Genomic DNA, 22152 nt, shown 5'->3' on the forward strand with positions numbered 1-22152 from the left:
ACACTGACGAGATGGGAGTACGATCCCCCTCATGAACACAGCGGACCTCGGGCTGCCGGTGGATGTTCCGTCGACGGCGCTCTTCACGGACCAGTACGAACTGACGATGCTGCAGGCCGCCCTGAAAGCGGGCACGGCCGAGCGGCGCAGTGTGTTCGAGGTCTTCACCCGGCGGCTGCCGGAGGGACGGCGCTACGGCGTCGTCGCGGGCACCGGACGCGTCCTGGACGCCGTCGAGAACTTCCGCTTCGACGCCGACGTCCTCGGCTTCCTGCGCGAGCGGAGCATCGTCGACGAGGAGACCCTGGACCGGCTCGCCGGATACCGCTTCTCGGGTGACGTGTGGGGCTACCCGGAGGGCGAGGTCTACTTCCCCGGCTCGCCGGTCATGCGGGTCGAGGGCTCCTTCGCCGAGTGCGTGCTCCTGGAGACCGTGATCCTCTCCATCCTCAACCACGACTCCGCCATCGCGGCCGCCGCCTCCCGGATGTCCTCGGCCGCGGGCGACCGCCCGCTGATCGAGATGGGCGCGCGCCGCACCCACGAGCTGGCCGCGGTCGCCGCCTCCCGCGCCGCCTACGTCGGCGGCTTCGCCACCACCTCCGACCTGGCCGCCGGCTTCCGCTACGGCATCCCGACGGTGGGCACCAGCGCCCACGCCTTCACCCTGCTGCACGACAGCGAGCGGGACGCCTTCCGGGCCCAGGTGGACTCGCTCGGCCGGGGCACCACCCTGCTCGTCGACACCTACGACGTCGCCGAGGCCGTACGGACGGCCGTCGAGGTCGCCGGGCCCGAGCTGGGCGCGGTCCGCATCGACTCCGGGGACCTGCTCCTGGTCGCCCACCGGGTGCGCCAGCAGCTCGACGAGCTCGGCGCGGCGGACACCCGCATCATCGTCACCTCCGACCTCGACGAGTACGCCATCGCCTCGCTGGCCGCGGCCCCCGTGGACGCGTACGGCGTCGGGACGCAGCTGGTGACCGGGTCCGGGCACCCCACCTGCTCGATGGTCTACAAGCTGGTCGCCCGCGCCGAGTCCGCCGACCCGAAGGCCCCGCTCGTGCCGGTGGCGAAGAAGTCGTCCGGCGGCAAGACGTCCGTCGGCGGCCGCAAGTGGGCGGCGCGGCGGCTGGACGCGGACGGGGTCGCCGAGGCCGAGGTCCTGGGCACCGGTCCGGTGCCGGCCGAGCTGGCCGACCGACAACTGCTCGTCGAGCTGGTCAAGGGCGGCACCGTGGTCGCCCGCGAGCCCCTGGACGTCGTACGCGACCGCCATGCCGCGGCCCGGGCGAACCTCCCGCTCTCCGCGACCCAGCTCTCCCGCGGGGAACCCGTCCTTCCCACGGAGTACGCACCGGCCCGGTCGGGTAGCTAGGACCTGTCCGGGGCCGGTCCCGGGCCTGTCCCGGAGCCCGTCCGGGGGCGTCCGCCCCCTCCCGCATCGCCGCCGAAGTCAATAGGCTCAGTTACTTCACCAAGTCGAAGGACACCGACCATGCGCCGCGCCTTGATCGTCGTTGACGTGCAGAACGACTTCTGCGAGGGGGGCAGCCTCGCGGTGTCCGGCGGCGCCGACGTGGCCGCCGCGATCACCGAGCTGATCGGGCAGGCCCCCGCCGGGTACCGGCACGTCGTGGCCACCCGCGACCACCACATCGCGCCCGGCGGTCACTTCGCCGACAACCCCGACTTCGTCCACTCCTGGCCCGCGCACTGCGTCGCCGGCACGGAGGGCGTCGGCTTCCACCCGAACTTCGCCCCGGCGGTCGCCTCCGGCGCGATCGACGCCGTCTTCGACAAGGGCGCCTACGCGGCCGCGTACAGCGGCTTCGAGGGCGCCGACGAGAACGGCGTGAAGCTGGGCGACTGGCTGCGGGCCCGGCAGATCGACGAGGTGGACGTCGTCGGCATAGCCACTGACCACTGCGTCCGGGCGACCGCGCTGGACGCGGCCCGGGAGGGCTTCCGCACCCTGGTCCTCCTCGACCTCACGGCCGGCGTCGCCAAGGAGACCACCGAACGCGCCCTGGAAGAGCTGCGCGAGGCGGGCGTGGAGCTGACGGGCAAGCCGGTCGTCTAGCCCGGCCGTCCGGCCCGGTCTCGTCCGGCCGGGCCTCCAGCCCGCGCCCGTCCGGGTCCTACGCCCCCCGTACGCCCCCCATGCGCCCCTCCGTCGCTACGTCCCTACGCCGCAGCCTTGCGCAGCAGCGCGCGGATCGGGCGCCACAGCTCCGGCACCGCTACGACGGGGGGCGCGACACCGTTGTCAGGGGCCGTACGCCAAATCAGGCCGTCGGGATGGTGCAGGACCGCCGTGATCTCGTCCGGGGTCGGTGGGGCCGCGTTGCCGCGCAGGTAGACGGCGCGCAGGCCGAGGTTGCGGAGCCTGGTCAGGGCTCGGGCGCGGTTGTGGGCGTGGACGAGGACGCGGACGTCCGAGGTGCCGTCGGCCAGGGCGGGGCGGGGCAGGTTCAGCGCCACCACCACCATGCCGTCGGGCAACTTGCAGAAACCTCCTGCGGCCATGCGGTCACACCCCCGTGCGAGTCGGTATCGAGGTCTGTATCGAGGTCGGCGGCCATGCCTGCGGCGCTGTCGGTGTCAATAAGAAGTCCACAGGACGCACCTAAACACGATCGGCGGCAACCCGCCAGGGGGTTGCCGCCGATACGCGTCTGACCTGCGAGAACGTCGACTACTTCGTCGACGGACCCACCTTCACCTTGATCGTCGAGCCGTTCAGGGGCTCGTTGACGATCTTGATCGAGGTGTTGGTGTCAGTGACCTTGACGCCGGCCAGCGGGGTCGTCGCGTCGTAGTACGTCGACCTGCCGTCGTCGAAGAGCGAGACGCCCGGACGGGACTTGATCTTGACCGCGACGTCCGCCCGGTGCAGCGTGATCGCGTCGGTCCGGTACCGGCTGAAGGGCGAGTCGAAGCTCTGCAGACGGGCGTTCATCGCGGTGCCGTCGGCCCACTTCAGCGGGGTCGGGTGCGAGTCGATCGGGAGGATCAGACCCTCGCCCGGGTGCTGGCTGGTGTTGTCGTCCGCCTGGGAGGTGTCCCACTTCCAGATCAGCAGACCGTTCTGGTAGGCGTAGTGCTCCACCCAGTCCGGACGGGTCGTCGAGAAGCCGAAGTTGTACGGGCCGACCTTGAGGACCTTGTCGTACGACACGTACTGGCGGTTCTCGGCGATGTAGTACTGGGCGTAGTCGTCCGTGATGGCCGCGCCGATGCGGGAGAAGCCGTTCGCCGTCCAGGCGGCGTCCGCCGTCTCGGCGTTGTCGGAGAACAGCGTCGCGCCGTCCGCCGTCAGCGTGATCTCGTCGGCCGTGAAGCCCTTCTGGGCCACGCCGCCGTCGGTGGCGTAGCGGAAGCGGACGCTGACCTTCTGGCCCGCGTAGGCGTCCAGCGGGAACGTCAGCTTCTGGTAGGCGTCGACCGTGCCGGTGAGGGCGGGCTTGCCGCTGCCGTCCCGCGGAATGGCGGTGCCGTCGGCCAGAGTGCCGTCGATCGGCGTCCAGTTGGCGCCGTCGGTGGAGACCTCGGTGTACAGGTAGTCGTAGTCCTGCTCGATGTCCCACCAGCCGTCGAGGGACAGGGACGCCGACGACTTGCCGGTCAGGTCGACCGAGCGGGTCAGGGTGTTGCGCAGGTCGTCGCCGCTGCCGCTCCACCACTGCGTGGCGCCCTGCGCCGGGGCGACGACGTCGGTGGTGACCGTCTTCTCGGGCAGCTGGACCACGAGGGCCTGGGCGTTCTTGGTGTTGTACTCCGCGACGCCGAGCGTGTGGGTCGACTTCACGCCCGCCTTGGCGACGTCGTAGTCGAGCCAGCCGAGCTGGAGCTTGTCCCAGGCGTTCATGTCGCCGGGAAGGTCGCCGATGGCCTCCTTGCCGGTGCCGAGCCAGGAACCGGAGGACATCAGGGTCCAGAAGCCGGTGGAGTTCTCGCCGCCGCCGGAGGTGTCGTACTCGTCGGGCAGGCCGAGGTCGTGGCCGTACTCGTGGGCGTAGACGCCGAGTCCGCCGTTCTCCGGCTGGATGGTGTAGTCGCCGACCCAGACGCCGGTGTCGCCGATCTGCGCGCCGCCGAGCTTGTTGGTGTCGGGGCCGGTGGAGCCGGCGTCGGTGCCGAAGGCGTACCAGCGGTGGGCCCAGATGGCGTCCGCGCCCTGGGCGCCGCCGCCCGCGGACTCGTCCTCGCCGGCGTGCACGATCTGGAAGTGGTCGATGTAGCCGTCGGGCTCGTTGAAGTTCCCGTCGCCGTCGTAGTCGTAGCGGTCCCACTGGTCGAACTGGGCCAGCTCCGTCTTGATCTCGGCGGGGCTGTCGCCGGCGGCCTCGCGCTCGGCGACCCAGGCGTTGACGCCGTCCTGGACCGCGTACCAGGCGCCGGTGGAGGCGTCGTTGGATCCGTAACGGGCCTCGTTGTAGGGGACCTTGACCCAGTCGGTGACCTCGCCCTCGACCGAGTACCGGCCCGAGGACTGCTTCTCGTAGTACTTCTTCAGCGACTCGGTCTTCTTGCCGGTGCCGAAGTACAGGTCCTGGAAGTGCGCCTGGTTGTAGTCCGCCTGCCAGGCCGTGGAGTTGTCCTTGGTGCGGTCCGGCGCGGCTATCTGGTTGTGCAGCGGGCCGACCGTGCCGCCGTAGCGGCTGTCGACCTGGTCGCCGAACTCGACGAGGATCGTGAAGATCTTGTCGGTCTTCTCGCGGCCGAGCTCGACGTACTTGCTGTCGCCCTTGCGGCTCTTGAGCTTCACGACCTTCGAACCGTCGCGGTCCTTGACCGACGCCTCGCCGGATATGACCTGCTGGAGGGCCTCCGCGCGCTGGGCCTCCTGCGTCTTGCTGAGCGGGCCGTCGAAGTCGTGCTCCTTGGCCTTGGCCGGCTGCGGGTCGCGCCGGTCCACCGACGCGGCGCCCGAGCCCTCGGCCGCCTGGGCCACGGCGAACGTCGTGAACGTCGCCGAGGCCGCCGCGAGGGCGACGACCGTCGCGGCCGTCCTGAACGTCCAGGATCTACTGGTCACTTGAAAGTCCTCCCACTCACGCGACCGTGCGCACGGCAGGGGGGATCCCGAATCATGGAGGTCCGCGCGCGGTATACGCGTGTAGTCAAGTGACGCCATTTGACTACTGGTTTACAAGAAAAGACAGACCTTGACTTGGACAGGTCAACTGCATTATTGGAGGCCGGTGTTCGCATTGCGGACACATGACCGTTACGTGACGGGCGCGCGGGGCCGTCCACTTGGTGGACGCCATGACTCCGTGCGCCCCCTGTGCACCGGCACCGTGGGTTAGGTCACGCTTACCGCTCATGCCACTCGGGCATGCAGCCGATTAGAGTCGAGATCTCCCCCCGCATCCGAGGACACGATTGCCATGCCTCGTCCGACAGTCGCACAGCTCACGTACGGTTCCTGCACCGTCATCTTCTCGACGCTCGCCATGCTGCTGCTGTCACAGACCAGTTCGGGCCCCGGCATCGCGGTCATCGCCGTCGCCGCGCTCGGGCTCGGCCTGCTCGTCGCGATGACGGTGCCCACGCCGCGGTCGTCGCGCACGGCGGTGGTACAGCGCAGCGTCCCGGCGGCGCAGCAGCCGTCGCCCGAGCCCGTACCGGTACCCGCCTCCGCCGCCGCACCCGAACCGGTCCGGCAGCCGGCGGCGCCCTGACGCACGAGCACGAGCACGCGCGGACCCGAGCACGACCCGAGCACGACGCGACGAAGGGCCCTGCCCCCATCCCGGGACACGGGCCCTTCGTCGTGCAGCCGTGCAGCCGCGTGTGGGCGGTCAGGGCGTGCTGACCACCACCGTCTTGGCGGCCTTGTCGTGCAGACCCTGCTGGTAGGGCTTGTCGAAGTAGCTCCAGCCGCCGCAGACCGCCGTCCACAGGCAGGCGCAGCACGCGAACGGCACCCACAGCACCAGGGCGCGGACCAGCGAGGTCTGCACCGAGGGCGTGGAGCCGTTGTCGAGGTTGGCCACCCGCATGCCCAGCCACTTCTTGCCGAGGGTCTGGCCTCCTCTGGCGGTCATCACCGTGTCGTAGGCGACGTAGAGGATCACCGTGAGCAGCTCGCGCCCGAAGGTCCTGGCGAACTCCAGGTCGTCCGGGTCGACCGTGTACTGCCCGATCCGGAAGACCCACGCCAGCAGCACCACCACGACGAACACCAGGATCATGTCGACGATCCGGGCCAGCGTGCGCCGGCCGCTCTGCGCGAGCGGGGGCATGCCGGCGAGCGGGTCCGCGGGAAAACCGCCGTACGGGTCACCGCCGTGAGGACCGCCACCGTAGGGGCCGCCGCCCTGCGCCGTGCCGCCGCCACCGTCGTAGGGCGAGGGCGGCTCCCCGTCGTACGGGGTGTCGTACGGCGAGCCCCCGCCCTGCGGAGGCCGCGGGGACTGCGGAGGCTGCTCGGGTTGGTGCGGGGGCTGCTTCCTGAACGGGTCGTCCTCCGGCGGCCCGCCGGAGCCGGGTGGCGGTTCGGTGGTCATGGCCCGAGTCGACCCCGAACCCCACGGCTCCGCATCCGGCGAGCGGCCGTCCGGGGGAAGGCCCCGAGGACGGCCCGGCCGTCAGCCCGCTCAGCCCGCTCAGCCCGCCACGAACGTGTGCGCCGCCTTGTCGTGCCAGCACTGCCGCCACGGCCTGTCGAACACTCCCCATACGACGCCCACGACGCCGATCGCGAGCAGTCCCGGCACGCTGTAGACGAGCCAGCGGCGCAGGGCCGCCCCGAAGGACGGGGGCTCGCCGCCCTCGATGTCCCGCACCTCCAGACCGAGCAGCTTCTTGCCCAGCGTGCGGCCCCACTTGGCGGTCGGCAGGACCTCGTACACGACCCCGAAGAGCAGCAGCACGGCCAGGACGATGCCCAGGTACACCGACGTCGTGCCGTCGAGCAGCCAGACCGTGACGGTCTGTCCGGTGAGCTTGGCCGCGTCGATCTTCTCGTTGACGTGGTCGAGCGCCTTCGCGCCGAGCGGCACCGCGGCCGCGGAGGTGACGGCCGCGAGGACGAGCGTGTCGACGAGACGGGCGGCCAGCCGTTTGCCGAGGCCCGCGGGACGGGCCGACGCCGCACGCCGGGCGGCCGCCTGGAACACGTCGTCGACGGGCGGCTTCCAGGGCGGCACGAGCCCGTCCTCGGCGCCGGCGAGCTGATGCACCTGCTGCGCCCAGGAGGGCTGGCCGCCGCCGAGACCCGGGGACATGGAGTTGGCCATCGGTGCGGACGTGGGCTGGGGGGCGCCGGACTGCTGAGGGAAGTCGGGCGTGCTCGGGGCGGCCGGGGAGGCCGGCGGGGGGCTGGAGACGGCGGGGGCCTGGGACGCGGCCTGGGCTGCGGCCGGCGGGAAAGCCGTAGGACCCTGCGGTGCGGGGCCTGCCTGTGCCTGAGCTGCCTGCGCCTGCGCGGCCGCGGCCCGTTCGGCGGCCGCCTTGCCGGCGGCGAAGCCCGGCTTCGCGGGAGTGGAGGCGGGGACGGGGGCGGCGGGCGCCGCAGCGGCCGGGGCGAAGGCCGGGCCGGAGTCCGTGCCCCCGGGGTACGCGCCGGACGCGCCCGACCGGCCGCCCGTGCGCGGGCCCGGCGCACGGAAGGTCACGGTGCCCTCGTCGGCGACGGGCACAGCGGGACCTGACGGGCCGGAGGGAGACCCGGCCGGCGGGGCCGTCGCCATACCCTCCGGAGTCGGCGACGGCACCCTCGGGTCGGGGCCCTGCGGGGAGCCCCAGGAGACCCGGCGGTCCTGGTCGCCGCCGAAGCCGGACTGGTGGGCACGGTCGGCGCCCCACGCCGAGGCGGGCTCGGGACGGCCGCCGTACGGCTCCGCCGGCTTCGGGTCCTCGTCGAAGAAGTGCGGGCCGGTCTCCTCGACCGAGGCGGCCGAGCCGACCGGAGCGGCCGGCGGCGCGGCCTGCTGTGCGCCGTCGCCCGCCGGAGGCCCGAGCGGTTCGCCGGCCGACGGGGCCGGTCGGCTGGTGCCCGGTACCCAGGCGGAGCCGTTCCAGTACCGGACGTATCCAGGGATGGACGGGTCCGGGTAATACCCTTCGCGGGGCCTGTCGTCGCCGGGTGCCGGGGTTGGGGCGCTCATGTCCGTCGTCCCGTATCTGCTCGGGGGTGGGATGGGGTCCATCTAGATGGGGGTCCACATCTATCAGACGAGCGCGCGGAGCTGGACCGCTCTGGCCATACGGCCACCTTTCCGGGCGGGCATGTGCTGGGCTTCGCAGGCGCGGCCGTACTCGTCGAGAAGAGTTCTCCGAAAAAGTTCTCCGAACCCGCGTAATGATTCGGGCCCAGCCGCCTCTCTCCTCGTACGGGCCCGCCCACGGGTTCGTACGGACGCGTCTCGAGAGGGAGAACGGACATGCATCACACCGTGGTGGAGCGGGAGCTGGAGCTCAAGCTCATCCTGTCGCCGGAGCGCAGCATCCCGGTTCCGGCCCGGCTCAGCTACCGCAGCGACGACCCCTTCGCCGTGCACATCAGCTTCCACATCAACTCCGAGCACCCCGTCCACTGGACGTTCGCGCGCGAGCTGCTCGTGGAGGGGGTCTTCCGGCCGTGCGGGCACGGGGACGTGCGGGTGTGGCCGACGAAGGTGGAGGGGCGCAGCGTCGTGCTGATGGCGCTGAGTTCACCCGACGGAGACGCTCTGCTGGAGGCGCCGGCCGCCCAGGTCTCGGCCTGGCTGGAGCGCACGCTGCGGGTGGTGCCCCCGGGGACTGAGGGCGAGCAGCTCGGCATCGACGACGGTCTGGCCGAACTGCTCGCCCCCACTCCCGCGGACGACCTGTGGCTGCGCGATCCGTGGCCGTCGGACGAGTCCGTGGACGGGGAGTGAACCAGGGCGAGTCGGGGTGGGTCGGGGTGCGTCAGAACAGCTTGCCGGGGTTGAGGATGCCCAGCGGGTCGAAAGCGGTCTTGATCGCGCGCTGCATCTCCACGCCCACCGGGCCGATCTCGCGGGCCAGCCACTCCTTCTTCAGCACGCCGACGCCGTGTTCGCCGGTGATCGTGCCGTCGAGTTCCAGGCCGAGGGCCATGATCTCGTCGAAGGAGTCGCGGGCCCGCCGGCACTCGTCGGGGTCCTGCGCGTCGAAGCAGACGGTGGGGTGGGTGTTGCCGTCGCCGGCGTGGGCGACGACCCCGATGGTGAGCCGGTGCTTCTCGGCGATGCGCTCGACGCCTTCGAGCATCTCGGCGAGCCGCGAGCGGGGCACGCACACGTCGTCGATCATCGTGGCGCCCTTCACCGCCTCCAGGGCGACGAGCGACGAGCGCCGTGCCTGCAACAGCAGTTCCGACTCGGCCGCGTCGTCGGCGGGGACCACCTGGGTGGCGCCGGCCGCCTCGCACAGCGCGCCGACGGCGGCGAGGTCGGCGGCCGGGTCGGTGGTGTCGAAGGCCGCCAGCAGCAGGGCCTCCGTGGTCTCGGGCAGACCCATGCGGGTGAGCTCGTTGACCGCTCTCACCGTCGTACGGTCCATCAGCTCCAGGAGCGACGGGACGTGGCCGCCTTCCATGATCCGGCACACGGCGTCGCAGGCGGCGGCGCCGGAGGCGAACTCCGCGGCCAGCACGAGCTGCCGGGGCGGCTGCGGCTTGAGGGCCAGGACCGCCCGTACGACGACGCCGAGCGAGCCCTCGGATCCGACGAAGAGCCGGGTCGTGTCGTACCCGGCGACGCCCTTGGCCGTACGCCGGCCGGTGGACATCAGGCGGCCGTCGGCCAGCACGACGTCGAGGCCGAGGACGTACTCGGCCGTCACTCCGTACTTCACGCAGCACAGCCCGCCCGACGCGGTGCCGATGTTGCCGCCGATCGTGCACGTCTCCCAGCTGGAGGGGTCGGGCGGGTAATAGAGGCCGTGTTCGTTCACCGCGCGGGAGAGCGTGGCGTTGACGACGCCCGGTTCGACGACGGCGATGCGGTCGACCGGGTTGATCTCCAGGATGCGGTCCATCCTGACGAGGGACAGGACGATGCAGCCGTCGGTGGCGTTGGCGGCGCCGGACAGACCGGTGCGCGCGCCCTGCGGGACGACGGGGACGCGCAGTTCGGTGGCGGTGCGCAGGACGTGCTGGACGTCCTCGACCGTGCGCGCCAGCACGACGACCGCGGGGGTGCCGGCCGGGCAGAAGCTGGCCATGTCGTTGGCGTACGAGGCGGTGACGTCGGGGTCGGTGAGGACGGCCTCGGCGGGCAGGCCGGCGAGCAGACGGTCGACGAGCAGGCTCATGATCACAGGTTCGCACCCGGGGCCATCGGTGTGAACCCCGTCCGCCGGCCCCTTCGGCTGACGTCGCAGGGTCGTCGTGCTGACGCACAGTGAGCGCCATGGAGAACGAAGCCGCAGCCGCGGAAGCCGTGGCCACCAGCCCCGCGCAGGGAACGCCGGGAACACAGCAGACGCCGGGAACTCCGGGAACACCGGGAGCTCCGGGAACGTCCGGGAAACGCTTTCGCCGCCGGCATCTGCTCCTCGGCTCGCTCGTGGGCGCTCTCGTGCTGGGCGGCGGAGCGGCGCTGCTGTGGTGGCTGCCCGGCGAGGACGCGGCGGGCGGGAAGGCGGCCGCGCCGGCTCCGGGGGCCGTGGCGGGAGCGGCGGTCCAGGCGGGCGTGCCGGCCGCGCTGCCCGACCTCGCGGCGCTGGTGGAGGCACGCGAGAGCCGGGTGCTGGCGCATCCCGAGGACGCCCGGTCCTGGGCGGTGCTCGGCGCGGCCTACGTCGAACAGGGCCGGCGCACCGCCGACGCGGCCCACCTCTACCCGAAGGCGGAGCGGGCGCTGCGGACCTCGCTGAAGGTGCGCCCGAAGGGCAACGCCGAGGCTCTCAGCGGTCTGGCCGCCCTGGCCGACGCGCGCCGGGACTTCCGGTCGGCGCGGGCCTGGGGCGAGGCCGCGCGCAAGCTCGCGCCGAAGCGCTGGACGACGTATCCGCCGCTGATCGACGCGTACACCGGCCTCGGCGACTACAAGAAGGCGCGCACGGCGCTGGACCGGCTGATGCGGCTGCGGTCCGGTCCGGCCGTGCTCGGGCGGGCGGCGGGCGTCTACTGGGACCGGGGCTGGCGCGAGGACGCGCAGGCCGCGCTGTCGGACGCGGCGGCCGGCGCCTCCTCCCCCGCGGAGCAGGCGGGCTGGCTGGAGCGGGCCGGGCAGCTCGCCTGGGAGCGCGGCGAGCGGGAGGACGCGCTGCGGCACTTCCAGGAGGCGGTGCGGCTCGACCCCGACCAGCGGGCCGCGCAGGCCGGACAGGGGCGGGCGCTGGCGGCGCTGGGCCGCACGTCGGAGGCGCTGAGCGCGTACCAGGTGGCGCTCGCCAAGCAGCCGTTGCCGGGTTACGCGCTGGAGCTGGGCGAGCTGTACGAGTCGCTGGGGCTGACCCAGCCGGCCCGGGTGCAGTACGACCTGCTGCGGGCGCGGGTGGGACAGGAGGCGGCGGGCGGGGTCGACGGGGAGCTGCTGCTGGGCCGGTTCGAGGCGGAACACGGGGATCCGGCGTCGGCAGTGCGGCGGCTGCGGGCCGAGTGGCTGCGGCAGCCGGGGATCGCGGTCGCGGACGCGCTGGGGTGGGCGCTGCACCAGGCCGGTGACGACAAGGAAGCGCTCAGGTTCGCCAGGATCGCCACGGACCGGGCGCACGGCGGCGCGGTGCGCAGTGCGCCGTACGCCTTCCATCGGGGCATGATCGAGCGGGGGTTGGAGAAGGACGGGCCGGCCCGGCGTCACCTTCAGGAGGCGTTGCAGATCAACCCGTACTTCTCCCCGCTCCAGGTACGGCAGGCCCGGGCGGCGCTGGCCCGACTGGGCGACGAACCGGCCGAGGAGAAGCTGCCCGAGTAACCGGAGTACCCGAGTGCCGGAGTACCGGAGTACCCGAGTGACCGGTTACAGGTTGCCGCGCTTTTCCTGCTCCCGCTCGATCGCCTCGAACAGGGCCTTGAAGTTGCCCTTGCCGAAGCCCATCGAGCCGTGTCGTTCGATGATCTCGAAGAAGACGGTCGGGCGGTCCTGGACCGGCTTGGTGAAGATCTGCAGCAGATAGCCGTCCTCGTCGCGGTCGGCGAGGATCTTCAGCTCGCGCAGGGTCTCGACCGGGACGCGGGTGTCGCCGACCCACTCGCCGAGGGTGTCGTAGTAGGAGTCGGGGGTGTCGAGGAACTGGACCCCGGCCGCCCGCATCGTCCGTACCGTCTGCACGATGTCGCCCGTGTTGAGCGCGATGTGCTGGACGCCCGCGCCGCCGTAGAACTCCAGGTACTCGTCGATCTGGGACTTCTTCTTGGCGATGGCGGGCTCGTTGATCGGGAACTTGACCTTCAGGGTCCCGTCGGCCACCACCTTGGACATCAGCGCGCTGTACTCGGTGGCGATGTCGTCGCCCACGAACTCCTTCATGTTCGTGAAGCCCATGACCTTGTTGTAGAAGCCGACCCACTCGTTCATCCGGCCGAGCTCGACGTTGCCGACGCAGTGGTCGACGGCCTGGAAGGTGCGGTGGGCGGGCGGCTGGACGATCGGCGCGGCGGCGGCGTAGCCGGGAAGGTAGGGGCCGTCGTAGCCGGAGCGGTCGACGAGGGTGTGGCGGGTCTCGCCGTAGGTGGCGATCGCGGCGAGGACGACCGTGCCGTGCTCGTCCTTCAGCTCGTACGGCTGGGCGACCGAGCGCGCGCCGTGCTCGACGGCGTACGCGTAGGCGGCGCGGGCGTCCGGGACCTCGATGGCGAGGTCGATCACGCCGTCGCCGTGCTCGGCCACGTGCTGGGCGAGGAAGTGGCCCCAGGCGGTGGCGGGCTTGACGACGGAGGTGAGCACAAAGCGCGCCGAGCCGTTGGTGAGCACGTAGGAAGCGGTTTCGCGGCTGCCCGTCTCCGGTCCGGAGTAGGCGACCAGCTGCATGCCGAAGGCGGTGGAGTAGTAGTGCGCCGCCTGTTTGGCGTTGCCCACGGCGAAGACGACCGCGTCCATCCCCCTGACCGGGAAGGGATCGGCCTGCCGGGCGGTCTCGGGGATGCGGTGTGTGGTCTGCGTCATAGTCGAAGCCTCGCTCCGGCCTGCAAGGTGCGCAATAGTTCGCTTATTCGCTGGACAACATGTTCAGCGGTACGACGGTTTCGGCGGCCTTTCTGTACAGGGTGACCATCTCGGAGGCGGGCATGGCGATCGATCGGCTGGACGGGCGCATCATCGTGCTGTTGGCGCGGGAGCCGCGGATCGGGGTGCTGGAGATGTCCCGTCGGCTGGGGGTGGCGCGGGGCACGGTGCAGGCGCGGCTCGACCGGCTTCAGTCGAATGGAGTCATCCGGGGCTTCGGTCCGCAGGTGGATCCGGCGGCGCTCGGCTACCCCGTCACCGCGTTCGCCACGCTGCAGATCCGGCAGGGGCAAGGGGCGGACGTACGGGCGCACTTGGCGGGTGTGCCGGAGGTGCTGGAGCTGCACACCACCACCGGCGGCGGGGACATGCTGTGCCGGCTGGTGGCCCGCTCCAACGCCGATCTCCAGCGGGTCATCGACCTGGTCGTCGGTTTTGATGGGATCGTCCGGGCCTCCACCGCGATCGTGATGGAGAACCCCGTTCCACTGCGGGTCATCCCGCTGGTGGAGCAGGCGGCGGAAGACCCGGAGCGGACCTAGCCGACACCCGACCCGGCCGACGCACCCGGCCCGGTCGACCTGCCCGGCCCGGTCCGCATATCCGGCCGACATGGGGTGGTGAGCGCGTGTGACCTTCTGGGAGTACCTGAGCACCCGGCACCAGCAACTGCTCACCGACGCCTTTCAACACGCCAGCGCCGTCTTCCAGTGCATGGTCGTGGCGACCCTGCTCGGGGTGCTGATCGGGGTGGTCGCCTACCGCAGCGACTGGGGCGGCAACCTCGCCACCGTCTCCACCTCCGCCCTCCTCACCATCCCGTCCCTCGCCATGATCGGTCTGCTGATCCCGGTGGTGGGCCTGGGCGTGCCGCCGACGGTGATCGCGCTGACGCTGTACGGGCTGCTGCCGATCGTGCGGAACTCGATCGTCGGGCTGCGCGGGGTCGACCCCTCCCTGGTGGAAGCGGCCACCGGCATCGGGATGTCCCGCCTGGCCCGGCTGGCGCGGGTGGAGCTGCCGCTGGCCTGGCCGCCGATCCTGACCGGGATCCGGGTCTCGACGCAGATGCTGATGGGCATCGCCGCCATCGCCGCGTACGCCTCCGGGCCGGGCCTGGGCAACGAGATCTTCCGGGGCATCGCCTCCCTGGGCAGCAAGAACGCGCTCAACCAGGTCCTCGCCGGCACGCTCGGGATCATCGTCCTCGCGTTGCTGTTCGACGCCGCGTACGTCCTGCTCGGCCGGCTGACGATTCCCAGGGGGATCCGTGTCTGACTCACATGGAGCGACGCATGGGGCAACGCATGGGACGACGCATGGGGCGACGATCGAACTGGAGAACCTGACCAAGCGCTACCCGGGCAACCCCCACCCCGCCGTCGACAGCGTCAGCATGGAGATCAAGGCCGGCGAGACGGTCGTCTTCGTCGGCCCGTCCGGCTGCGGGAAGTCCACGACGCTCAAGATGATCAACCGGCTGATCGAGCCGAGCGGCGGCCGGATCCGCATCGACGGCGAGGACGTCACCGACATCGACCCGGTGAAGCTGCGCCGGAAGGTCGGGTACGCGATCCAGTCGTCCGGGCTCTTCCCGCACATGACGGTCGCCCAGAACATCGCGCTCGTGCCGCGGATGATCGGCTGGCCTAAGGCGCGGATCAGGGACCGGGTGGAGGAGATGCTCGACCTGGTGGGGCTCCACCCCGGCGAGTTCCACGGCCGCTACCCGCGCCAGCTCTCCGGCGGCCAGCAGCAACGCGTGGGCGTGGCACGGGCGTTGGCCGCCGATCCGCCGGTGCTGCTGATGGACGAGCCGTTCGGCGCGGTCGACCCCATCACCCGCGACCACCTCCAGGACGAGCTGATCCGGCTCCAGCACGAGCTGCACAAGACGATCGTGTTCGTCACCCATGACTTCGACGAGGCGATCAAGCTGGGCGACCGGATCGTGGTCCTGCGCGAGCGCTCGCACATCGCCCAGTTCGACACCCCGGAGGCGATCCTCACCAACCCGGCGGACGACTTCGTCTCCGGGTTCGTGGGGGCGGGGGCCGCGCTGAAGCGGCTCAACCTCACCCGGGTGCGGGACGTCGGGATCACCGACTATCCGACGGTGACGGTCGACGACCCCCTGCAGAGCGTCTTCAACATGCTCCGCTCCAGCAGCGCCAACGAGATCCTGCTCCTGGACAGGCGCCGCCGCCCCTACAAGTGGCTGCGCCGCGGCGACCTGATGCGGGCCAAGGGCTCGCTGGCCCGCGCCGGGACGCTGGTGCACGACACGGTGACCCGGGACGCGACGCTGAGGGACGCGCTGGAGGCGGTCCTGATCGACAACGCCGGGCGGGTCGCGGTCACCGGGCGGCGCGGCGAGTACATGGGCGTCGTCGACATGGAGACGCTGATGAACTCCGTGCAGGAGCTGCTGGAGGCCGACCGGCTGGAGGCGCTGGAGGCCCATCACGAACTGGAGGAGGCCCGGTCCGCGCAGACGCACGCGGAACAGGAGGGACCGGGCGGGGAGGTGAAGGCGTGACCGCGCCCGGACGGCTCGAGGGCACTCCCGGCGGAAGCGGCGAGACTCCCGACGTACAGGAGGAGACGCCCGACGGACAGGGCGGGACTCCCGACGCACAGGGGGAGACGCCCGGCGGACGTACAGGGACGCCCGGTGGAGTGAACGAGGCTCCCGGGCCGGCGGAATCCCCCGTGCCGCAGCCTCCCGCGCGGCGGCGCGTCACGTGGCAGAAGCTGACCTTCCTGCCCGCGTTCCTCGTCGCCCTGCTGCTCGCGACCTGGCTGTGGTTCCAGCAGGCCACCCTGGACTCGATCTCCGAGAACGCGCTGGCCAAGGGCCAGGTGCAGAAGGCGCTCTGGCAGCACGTGTATCTGACGGCGGTGTCCACGTTCTTCGTGCTGATCATCGCGATCCCGCTGGGCGTCCTGCTCACCCGCCGGGCGCTGCGCAGAGCCGCCCCGCTCGCGATGACCGTCGCCAACATGGGCCAGGCGACGCCCGCGATCGGTCTGCTCGCCCTGCTGGTGATCTGGTTGGGCACGGGCACGAAGGCCGCCCTGATCGGCATCATCGCCTACGCCGTCCTGCCGGTGCTCTCCAACACCGTCGCCGGTCTGAAGGCGAACGACCCGACCCTGCTGGAGGCGGCCCGCGGCATCGGCATGTCCTCGCTGGGCGTGCTGTGCCGCGTGGAGCTGCCGCTCGCCGTCCCGCTGATCCTGGCGGGCGTGCGGACGGCCCTCGTCCTCAACGTCGGCACGGCGACCCTGGCGACCTTCGGCGGGGGCGGCGGTCTGGGCGTGCTGATCACCGCCGGCATCACCAACCAGCGGATGCCGGTACTGGTGCTGGGCTCGATCCTCACGGTCTCGCTGGCCCTGCTGGTCGACTGGCTGGGCTCGCTGGCCGAAGTGCTGTTGCGGCCGCGCGGGCTGGAGGTGGGGAGGTGAGACGTCCGCTTCGCTGCACGGCCGCGCTGGCCCTGGTGCTGGCGTCGTCGGCGGCGTCCGGCTGCGGGCTGTCCAGCGGCTCCCCCATGGTCGACGACGTCTCGCCCGGGTCGATCGGACAGGGCGAGCCGCTGAAGGGCGCCCGTCTCACCGTGACGTCGAAGTCGTTCACCGAGAACCTGATCCTCGGCGCGATGATGGGCATCGCCTTCCAGGCGGCGGGCGCGGACGTCCTGGACCGCACCGGCATCCAGGGCTCCATCGGCTCGCGCGAGGCGGTCAAGAACGGCGACGCCGACGCCATGTACGAGTACACGGGCACCGCCTGGATCACGTACCAGGGCAACTCCGAGCCCGTCACCGACCCGCAGGCGCAGTGGCAGGCCGTGCACGACGCCGATGTGCGGGGCGGGGTGACCTGGCTGCCGCCGTCGCGGCTGAACAACACCTACGCGCTGGCCATGAACCAGGACGACTACCGCAAGCACCGCACGAGGACGCTGTCCGAGGTGGCCGCGCTGTCCACGTCGGACCCGAAGGCCGTGACGCTGTGCGTGGAGAGCGAGTTCGCCAACCGCGCGGACGGGCTGCCGGGGATGGAGAAGGCGTACGGCATGGACGTGTCGACGTCCCGGATCACGCAGATGGACACCGGGATCATCTACACCCAGGTGCAGAAGGGGAGTTGCACCTACGGGGAGGTCTTCACCACCGACGGGCGCATCAAGTCCATGAACCTGGTGGTGATGCAGGACGACAGGAGGTTCTTCCCCAACTACAACGCTGCCCCGGCGATCAACTCCAAGGCCTTCGAGAAGTGGCCGGCCATCGCGGAGGTCATCGACCCCGTCACCGAGAAGCTGGACAACGCGGTGGCGCAGGAGCTGAACGCGAAGGTGGACGTGGACGGGGAGGATCCGCATCAGGTGGCGCTGGAGTGGATGAAGGCGGAGGGGTTCGTCAAGTAGGGGGCGAACGGGGCCGATCGACTTACAAAGAAGTTGTTGCAAAGAGACCTTTGCAACGCTACCTTTGTATTCATGACGGAGCAGGAAGAACCGAAGCAGCGGCGGCTCGACGCCCGCGCCCTGCGCGGCCTCGCCCACCCGCTGCGCATGCAGATGCTCAACGCACTGCGGCAGCGCGGTCCGGCAACCGCGTCCCAACTGGCCGCACAGCTGGGCGAGTCGAGCGGAGCGACCAGTTATCACCTGCGCCAGCTCGCCGCGCACGGCTTCGTCGAGGACGCCCCGGAGCACGGCAAGGGACGCGAGCGCTGGTGGCGGGCTGTGGACGAGGGGCTGGTCTTCGACAGCTCCGAGTTCGAGGGCGCCGGACCCGAAGTACGCGGGGCGGCGGAGATGTTCCTGCACGAAGTCGCGAACAACCACGCCCGTGAGCTGTCCACCTGGCTCAGCACCCGCGACCGCTGGTCCGAGCCCTGGTCACGCTCCACCGACATGAGCGACATGACCCTGCGGCTCACTCCGGCCCTCGCCGGCGAGCTCGTCGACAAGATGCACGAGCTGATCGACAGCTACCGCGACCGCGTTCCCGACGACGAGGTCGGGGCCGAACGCGTACGCATCCACAGCCACCTCTTCCCCATCACCACGGACTGAAGGGCACCGCCATGCACACTCAGAGCCAGCTCGCCCGCGCCCGCGCCGCCGAGTTCCACGCCCAGGCCGACGCCCACCGCCTCGCCGCCGAGGCCAAGCGCCCGAGCGAACTGCGCACCCGCGTCGGCTGGACCCTCGTAGAAGTCGGCCTGCGCCTCGCGGCCACGCCGAAGCGGTCGCCCGCGGTCGCCTAGGACAGGTCCTAACAGCTCGGTACCGAGCCCTTCCCCTTCTCCAGCGCGACCAGTGCGCTCACCGTGCCCTTGAGGGTGGTCACCGGGATCAGCCGGAGTCCCTTGGGCAGTTCGGACTTGGCGTCGGCGCACTCGTCCTTCGGCACGAGGAACACGGTCGCCCCGTCCCGGCGGGCCGCCTGCGTCTTCAGGGCGACGCCGCCGACCGCGCCGACCTTTCCGTCGGCGTCGATGGTCCCCGTACCGGCGATGGTGCGGCCGCCCGTGAGGTCGCCGCCGCTGCCGTCGCCGTCGAGCTTGTCGACGATCCCCAGCGAGAACAGCAGACCCGCGCTGGGGCCGCCCACGTCGGCCAGCTTCAGCGTGACCTCGACGTCGTCCGAGGAACGGTCGAGGTACTTCAGCGCGGCCTCGGTAGCGGAGTCCTGGGACTCCTGCATCTGCTCGGTGTTGTGCTGCTCGATCTCCTTGGTGCTCTCGCCGCTCGGGTAGACCGAGTCACGCGGCATGATCGCCTGGTCGGCGCGGAACCAGCCGTCGATCACATCGCCCAGCGAGACGTGCGCGTCGGGACCGGTCGCCTCGATCGTCGTCATCCGCAGCTCCCCGCTGGTGTCCCGGGTGGGCGCGCCGGAGATCGTGATGACCTCCGCGCCCTTGTTCTCGCCGAGGACGTTCGCCGTCATGCCGGGCTGCGCCACCGAGAACGGCAGCGGCGCCAGGGCCGCCGTGGCGATCAGGGCCACCAGGGGCGCGGCGCAGACGGCGAGGGCCTGGGGGCGGGAGAGGCGCGAGAGGCGAGAGAGCACGGGGTCAATGTAACCGGCGATGCTCGGCGACCTCCGTACAGGTGCCGGGTCACCGGCGGCGCTCAGCGGCCCCGTACAGGCGCCGGGTCACCGGCCGCCCTCGCGGCCCCCGTACAGGTCCCGTCGGGTGCGGGTGAAGCGGCGGAGCGGGTCCGGGAGGGGGGCGACGCCGATGCCCGGAGTGCGCGGGACGGGCAGACAGCCGTCGGCGTCGAGCACGAAGGGCTCGGTGACGTCCTCGGCGAAGTAGCGGGCGGACGCCGAGGTGTCCCCGGGGAGGGTGAAGCCGGGGAGCGCGGCCAGCGCCAGGTTCGGGGCGCGGCCGACGCCCGTCTCCAGCATCCCGCCGCACCACACCGGCACCCCGTGCGCGTGCGCCACGTCGTGCACGCGGCGCGCCTCCAGATAGCCGCCGACCCGCGCGGGCTTGACGTTGACCACCCGGCAGGCGTCCAGGGCGATCGCGGAGGCGGTGTCACGGGCGTTGTGCAGGGACTCGTCGAGGCAGACGGGCGTGGCGATGCGCTGCTGGAGGCGGGCGTGCCCGTACAGGTTGTCCTCCTCCAGCGGCTCCTCGATCAGCACCAGCCCGAACTCGTCCAGCCGCCGCAGATGCTCGGCGTCCGCCAGGGTGTACGCCGTGTTGGCGTCGACCTGGAGCGGCAGCGCGTCCCCGAAGCGCTCGCGCACGGCCCGTACGGGGACCAGGTCCCAGCCGGGCTCGATCTTCAGCTTGACCCGGACATAGCCCTCGGCGAGATAGCGCTCGACGTCGTCCAGCAGGTCGGCGACGGACTCCTTGATGCCGACGGAGACGCCCGCCGGCACCCGGTCGCGGACCGCGCCCAGATAGGTCGCCAGGGACATGCCGTACGCGCGCAGCTCCGCGTCCAGGACCGCCGTCTCCAGGGCCGCCTTCGCCAGCTCGTGCCCCTTGACCTTCGCCATGGCGGGCCCGAGGGCGGGCGCGGTGAGGCGCGGCAGCGCGGCGACCCGGGGCAGCAGGAAGTCGCGCAGCACGATCTCCGCGCCCGCGACGAACTCCGAGCAGTACAGCGGCTCGGGGTCGGCCGCGAACTCCGACCAGCCCTCGGCCTCGTCCGTGACGACGTGGAGCAGGAAGGTGTCCTTCGTCGTCATCGTGCCGAAGGACGTACGGAAGGGGGTGACCAGCGGGATCGCGAGATGCACGATCTCGACGCGTGCCAGTTTCATGCCGCGCCCTGTCCTGTGGGGCGGGTCAGGGTGTACCAGCCGTCGCGGGACATGCCGGTCGCGGTGAACCCCTGCCCGAAGGCCTCCGTGAACACCTCGCGCACCGCGCGCCGCCAGCGCAGCGCCGACTCCGGGTTCACGGCCCGCAGCGCCACGACGTCCTCGGGCACCCGGCACCAGACACGCAGGTCATCGAGGTCACGGTGGGCGAGGGGGCCGCCGTCGGGCGCGGTGCGGACCACGGGGGCCGCGGCCCGGTCGCCGGTCTCGTACGGCTTGCGCGGATCGGCCAGCTCCCAGGTGATCGTCAGCCGGTCGCTCTCGTCGCCGTCGTTCACGCCGTCCGCCATCGGGCCGTAGAAGTCGACGACGTACTCGGTGCCGAGGCCGCCCAGCTTGACCAGGTTGAAGCGGGCGTTGCGGCCGACCAGCGGGTCGAAGGTCCAGCGCATGGTGCGCGCCCCGCACCCGAGGGCCCAGGCCCGCTGGGCCTGCTTGACGATGTACCCGAGCCCCTGGTCGGCGGCGGCGACCAGGGAGTACGCCTCCTGCTCCGCCGGCGGCCCGAACACGGCGACGCAGGCCCCCGCGAGCCGCTCTCCGGCGTACGCCGCGTGCACCGCCCCGCCCGCGTGCACCAGGCTGTGCAGCACCTCGGTCGGGTAGGGCGGGGCGGTCGGCGGGGTCTGCCAGACGTCGCCGAAGAAGTCGGCGACGGCCGTGAGCCCGGTGACGTCATGGACGGTGCGCACGGTGACTGGGGTCATGCGTCCAGTGTCGCGGCGATGCGGTGTTCGGAGGTGGGTGCGTACGCACATCGGCCGAGAGTCAGTCGCTGTGAGCGCATTCAGCGCTCTCGGTGCCCTCGGTGCTCGCAGGCCCTCTGTGCTCTCAGGCCCTCGGTGCTCGCAGGCTCTCGGTCGCTCTCAGCGCAGCGCCTCCGCCACCTCCCGGGCCGCGTCCATGACGCGTGGGCCGACCCGTTCCGGCACCGCGTCGGCCAGCATCACCACGCCCACGCTGCCCTCGACGCCGGTCACGCCGAGGAGGGGCGCCGCGGCGCCGCTCGCCCCCGCCTCCAGTTCGCCGTGCGTGAGGGTGTAGCCGGGTTCGAGCGCCGGCTTCTGGCGGGCGGAGAGGATCGCACGGCCGGCGGCCCCCCGGTCCAGTGGATGGCGGAACCCTGCCCGGTAGGCCACGTGGTAGTCCGTCCACGTCGGTTCGACGACGGCGACGGCCAGCGCCTCCGCCCCGTCCACGAGCGTCAGATGCGCGGTCGCCCCTATGTCCTCGGCCAGCGAGCGCAGTGCGGGCAGGGCCGCCTCGCGCACCAGCGGATGCACCTGCCGGCCGAGCCTCAGCACTCCGAGGCCGACCCGGGCTCGTCCGCCCAGATCGCGTCGTACGAGTGCGTGCTGCTCCAGGGTGGCGAGCAACCGGTACACAACGGTCCGGTTGACGCCCAGTTTGTTGGAAAGCTCGGTGACGGTCAGCCCGTGGTCGGTGTCGGCCAGCAGTTTGAGGACGCGCAGTCCCCGGTCGAGCGTCTGGGAGGTCTCCGCGGTCACGACGCCCACTCCTTAAGTGGTGAGGTCGGCAACCCCCGTCGCGGCGGATGCGTCACCGAGTCCCGTCAGTGACGCGCTTCAGAGGCCGCCGATCGACAGATGGGCCCGGCGTGTCCGGGCCCAGTCGCTTCACGGCTGCGCTC

22 protein-coding genes are annotated in these 22152 nt (G+C 71.6%); 12 read left to right on the plus strand and 10 right to left on the minus strand.

What is annotated here, in order from left to right; translation table 11 throughout:
- The first annotated feature begins 31 nt into the window (after positions 1–31).
- A complete protein-coding gene (locus OG562_RS16125; RefSeq protein WP_266398007.1) occupies positions 32–1378 on the plus strand; it encodes a nicotinate phosphoribosyltransferase in 1347 nt (448 codons plus the stop codon).
- Positions 1379–1498: 120 nt separating this feature from the next.
- The gene (locus OG562_RS16130) at positions 1499–2083 is read left to right on the plus strand and encodes a nicotinamidase (RefSeq protein WP_266398009.1); all 585 of its coding nucleotides are present in this window, start codon (positions 1499–1501) and stop codon (positions 2081–2083) included.
- A gap of 104 nt (positions 2084–2187) precedes the next feature.
- On the opposite strand, the gene OG562_RS16135 is transcribed toward OG562_RS16130, so the two are convergent.
- Together OG562_RS16135 and OG562_RS16140 are read right to left on the minus strand one after the other, a co-directional pair.
- On the minus strand, positions 2188–2529 hold the full coding sequence (locus tag OG562_RS16135) for a hypothetical protein (protein ID WP_266398010.1): 342 nt from the start codon (positions 2527–2529) through the stop codon (positions 2188–2190).
- A gap of 169 nt (positions 2530–2698) precedes the next feature.
- Entirely contained in the window at positions 2699–5041 is a 2343-nt protein-coding gene (locus OG562_RS16140) for an immune inhibitor A domain-containing protein (RefSeq protein ID WP_266398012.1), read from the minus strand.
- Between the two features lie 355 nt (positions 5042–5396).
- Here OG562_RS16140 and OG562_RS16145 point away from each other — a divergent pair, with 355 nt between their 5' ends.
- Positions 5397–5690 carry a hypothetical protein gene (locus tag OG562_RS16145; RefSeq protein ID WP_266398014.1) on the plus strand — a complete coding sequence of 98 codons (294 nt, stop codon included), beginning with the start codon at positions 5397–5399 and terminating at the stop codon, positions 5688–5690.
- 120 nt (positions 5691–5810) lie between these two features.
- Here OG562_RS16145 and OG562_RS16150 read toward each other — a convergent pair whose 3' ends face one another.
- Entirely contained in the window at positions 5811–6518 is a 708-nt protein-coding gene (locus OG562_RS16150; RefSeq protein ID WP_266398016.1) for an RDD family protein, read from the minus strand.
- A gap of 99 nt (positions 6519–6617) precedes the next feature.
- A complete protein-coding gene (locus tag OG562_RS16155; RefSeq protein WP_266398018.1) occupies positions 6618–8120 on the minus strand; it encodes an RDD family protein in 1503 nt (500 codons plus the stop codon).
- Positions 8121–8396: 276 nt separating this feature from the next.
- Between OG562_RS16155 and OG562_RS16160 the strand changes: the two genes are divergently transcribed.
- A complete protein-coding gene (locus OG562_RS16160; protein ID WP_266398020.1) occupies positions 8397–8873 on the plus strand; it encodes an SsgA family sporulation/cell division regulator in 477 nt (158 codons plus the stop codon).
- A 31-nt stretch (positions 8874–8904) separates the two neighbouring features.
- Here the strand turns inward: OG562_RS16160 and OG562_RS16165 are convergent, their stop codons facing one another.
- Positions 8905–10272 carry an FAD-binding oxidoreductase gene (locus OG562_RS16165; RefSeq protein ID WP_266398022.1) on the minus strand — a complete coding sequence of 456 codons (1368 nt, stop codon included), beginning with the start codon at positions 10270–10272 and terminating at the stop codon, positions 8905–8907.
- A 98-nt stretch (positions 10273–10370) separates the two neighbouring features.
- Here OG562_RS16165 and OG562_RS16170 point away from each other — a divergent pair, with 98 nt between their 5' ends.
- The gene (locus tag OG562_RS16170) at positions 10371–11879 is read left to right on the plus strand and encodes a tetratricopeptide repeat protein (protein WP_266398024.1); all 1509 of its coding nucleotides are present in this window, start codon (positions 10371–10373) and stop codon (positions 11877–11879) included.
- A gap of 45 nt (positions 11880–11924) precedes the next feature.
- Here the strand turns inward: OG562_RS16170 and hppD are convergent, their stop codons facing one another.
- Entirely contained in the window at positions 11925–13070 is a 1146-nt protein-coding gene (gene hppD / locus OG562_RS16175; protein ID WP_266398026.1) for a 4-hydroxyphenylpyruvate dioxygenase, read from the minus strand.
- A 122-nt stretch (positions 13071–13192) separates the two neighbouring features.
- On the opposite strand from hppD, the gene OG562_RS16180 reads away from it, so the two are divergent.
- The 7 genes from OG562_RS16180 (at position 13193) to OG562_RS16210 (ending at position 18417) form a co-directional block, all read left to right on the plus strand.
- The gene (locus OG562_RS16180) at positions 13193–13672 is read left to right on the plus strand and encodes an Lrp/AsnC family transcriptional regulator (RefSeq protein ID WP_266398028.1); all 480 of its coding nucleotides are present in this window, start codon (positions 13193–13195) and stop codon (positions 13670–13672) included.
- 88 nt (positions 13673–13760) lie between these two features.
- Positions 13761–14408 (plus strand): ABC transporter permease, encoded by a 648-nt coding sequence (locus OG562_RS16185; protein WP_266398030.1) that lies wholly within the window; start codon positions 13761–13763, stop codon positions 14406–14408.
- Positions 14401–15669, plus strand: coding sequence for a betaine/proline/choline family ABC transporter ATP-binding protein (locus OG562_RS16190; protein ID WP_266398032.1), 1269 nt, complete (start codon positions 14401–14403; stop codon positions 15667–15669). The genes OG562_RS16185 and OG562_RS16190 overlap by 8 nt, the downstream gene beginning before the upstream one ends.
- 173 nt (positions 15670–15842) lie before the next feature.
- Positions 15843–16601: an ABC transporter permease gene (locus tag OG562_RS16195; protein WP_323187521.1), complete on the plus strand. Its 759-nt coding sequence runs from the start codon at positions 15843–15845 to the stop codon at positions 16599–16601.
- A gap of 86 nt (positions 16602–16687) precedes the next feature.
- A complete protein-coding gene (locus OG562_RS16200) occupies positions 16688–17569 on the plus strand; it encodes a glycine betaine ABC transporter substrate-binding protein (protein ID WP_266409293.1) in 882 nt (293 codons plus the stop codon).
- A 72-nt stretch (positions 17570–17641) separates the two neighbouring features.
- Positions 17642–18223 (plus strand): helix-turn-helix transcriptional regulator, encoded by a 582-nt coding sequence (locus tag OG562_RS16205; RefSeq protein ID WP_266398034.1) that lies wholly within the window; start codon positions 17642–17644, stop codon positions 18221–18223.
- Positions 18224–18234: 11 nt separating this feature from the next.
- Positions 18235–18417: a hypothetical protein gene (locus OG562_RS16210; RefSeq protein ID WP_266398036.1), complete on the plus strand. Its 183-nt coding sequence runs from the start codon at positions 18235–18237 to the stop codon at positions 18415–18417.
- 8 nt (positions 18418–18425) lie between these two features.
- On the opposite strand, the gene OG562_RS16215 is transcribed toward OG562_RS16210, so the two are convergent.
- The 4 genes from OG562_RS16215 to OG562_RS16230 all read right to left on the minus strand — a co-directional run bounded on the left by OG562_RS16215 (position 18426) and on the right by OG562_RS16230 (position 22009).
- Positions 18426–19226: a PDZ domain-containing protein gene (locus OG562_RS16215; RefSeq protein WP_266398038.1), complete on the minus strand. Its 801-nt coding sequence runs from the start codon at positions 19224–19226 to the stop codon at positions 18426–18428.
- Between the two features lie 87 nt (positions 19227–19313).
- Positions 19314–20441: an o-succinylbenzoate synthase gene (menC, locus tag OG562_RS16220; protein WP_266398040.1), complete on the minus strand. Its 1128-nt coding sequence runs from the start codon at positions 20439–20441 to the stop codon at positions 19314–19316.
- Entirely contained in the window at positions 20438–21208 is a 771-nt protein-coding gene (locus OG562_RS16225) for a chorismate synthase (protein ID WP_266398041.1), read from the minus strand. The genes menC and OG562_RS16225 overlap by 4 nt, the downstream gene beginning before the upstream one ends.
- A 159-nt stretch (positions 21209–21367) precedes the next feature.
- Positions 21368–22009 (minus strand): IclR family transcriptional regulator, encoded by a 642-nt coding sequence (locus OG562_RS16230; RefSeq protein WP_266398044.1) that lies wholly within the window; start codon positions 22007–22009, stop codon positions 21368–21370.
- Between the last annotated feature and the right edge of the window lie 143 nt (positions 22010–22152).

The organism is Streptomyces sp. NBC_01275 (genome assembly GCF_026340655.1).
Lineage (GTDB): Bacteria > Actinomycetota > Actinomycetes > Streptomycetales > Streptomycetaceae > Streptomyces.

What these genes read in the sequence shown, in the direction of transcription:
- OG562_RS16125 (WP_266398007.1), top strand. Translation starts at nt 32, where the DNA reads ATGAACACAGCGGACCTCGGGCTGCCGGTGGATGTTCCGTCGACGGCG.
- OG562_RS16130 (WP_266398009.1), top strand. Translation starts at nt 1,499, where the DNA reads ATGCGCCGCGCCTTGATCGTCGTTGACGTGCAGAACGACTTCTGCGAG.
- OG562_RS16135 (WP_266398010.1), bottom strand. Translation starts at nt 2,529, where the DNA reads ATGGCCGCAGGAGGTTTCTGCAAGTTGCCCGACGGCATGGTGGTGGTG.
- OG562_RS16145 (WP_266398014.1), top strand. Translation starts at nt 5,397, where the DNA reads ATGCCTCGTCCGACAGTCGCACAGCTCACGTACGGTTCCTGCACCGTC.
- OG562_RS16150 (WP_266398016.1), bottom strand. Translation starts at nt 6,518, where the DNA reads ATGACCACCGAACCGCCACCCGGCTCCGGCGGGCCGCCGGAGGACGAC.
- OG562_RS16155 (WP_266398018.1), bottom strand. Translation starts at nt 8,120, where the DNA reads ATGAGCGCCCCAACCCCGGCACCCGGCGACGACAGGCCCCGCGAAGGG.
- OG562_RS16160 (WP_266398020.1), top strand. Translation starts at nt 8,397, where the DNA reads ATGCATCACACCGTGGTGGAGCGGGAGCTGGAGCTCAAGCTCATCCTG.
- OG562_RS16165 (WP_266398022.1), bottom strand. Translation starts at nt 10,272, where the DNA reads ATGAGCCTGCTCGTCGACCGTCTGCTCGCCGGCCTGCCCGCCGAGGCC.
- OG562_RS16170 (WP_266398024.1), top strand. Translation starts at nt 10,371, where the DNA reads ATGGAGAACGAAGCCGCAGCCGCGGAAGCCGTGGCCACCAGCCCCGCG.
- hppD (WP_266398026.1), bottom strand. Translation starts at nt 13,070, where the DNA reads ATGACGCAGACCACACACCGCATCCCCGAGACCGCCCGGCAGGCCGAT.
- OG562_RS16180 (WP_266398028.1), top strand. Translation starts at nt 13,193, where the DNA reads ATGGCGATCGATCGGCTGGACGGGCGCATCATCGTGCTGTTGGCGCGG.
- OG562_RS16200 (WP_266409293.1), top strand. Translation starts at nt 16,688, where the DNA reads ATGGTCGACGACGTCTCGCCCGGGTCGATCGGACAGGGCGAGCCGCTG.
- OG562_RS16205 (WP_266398034.1), top strand. Translation starts at nt 17,642, where the DNA reads ATGACGGAGCAGGAAGAACCGAAGCAGCGGCGGCTCGACGCCCGCGCC.
- OG562_RS16210 (WP_266398036.1), top strand. Translation starts at nt 18,235, where the DNA reads ATGCACACTCAGAGCCAGCTCGCCCGCGCCCGCGCCGCCGAGTTCCAC.
- menC (WP_266398040.1), bottom strand. Translation starts at nt 20,441, where the DNA reads ATGAAACTGGCACGCGTCGAGATCGTGCATCTCGCGATCCCGCTGGTC.
- OG562_RS16225 (WP_266398041.1), bottom strand. Translation starts at nt 21,208, where the DNA reads ATGACCCCAGTCACCGTGCGCACCGTCCATGACGTCACCGGGCTCACG.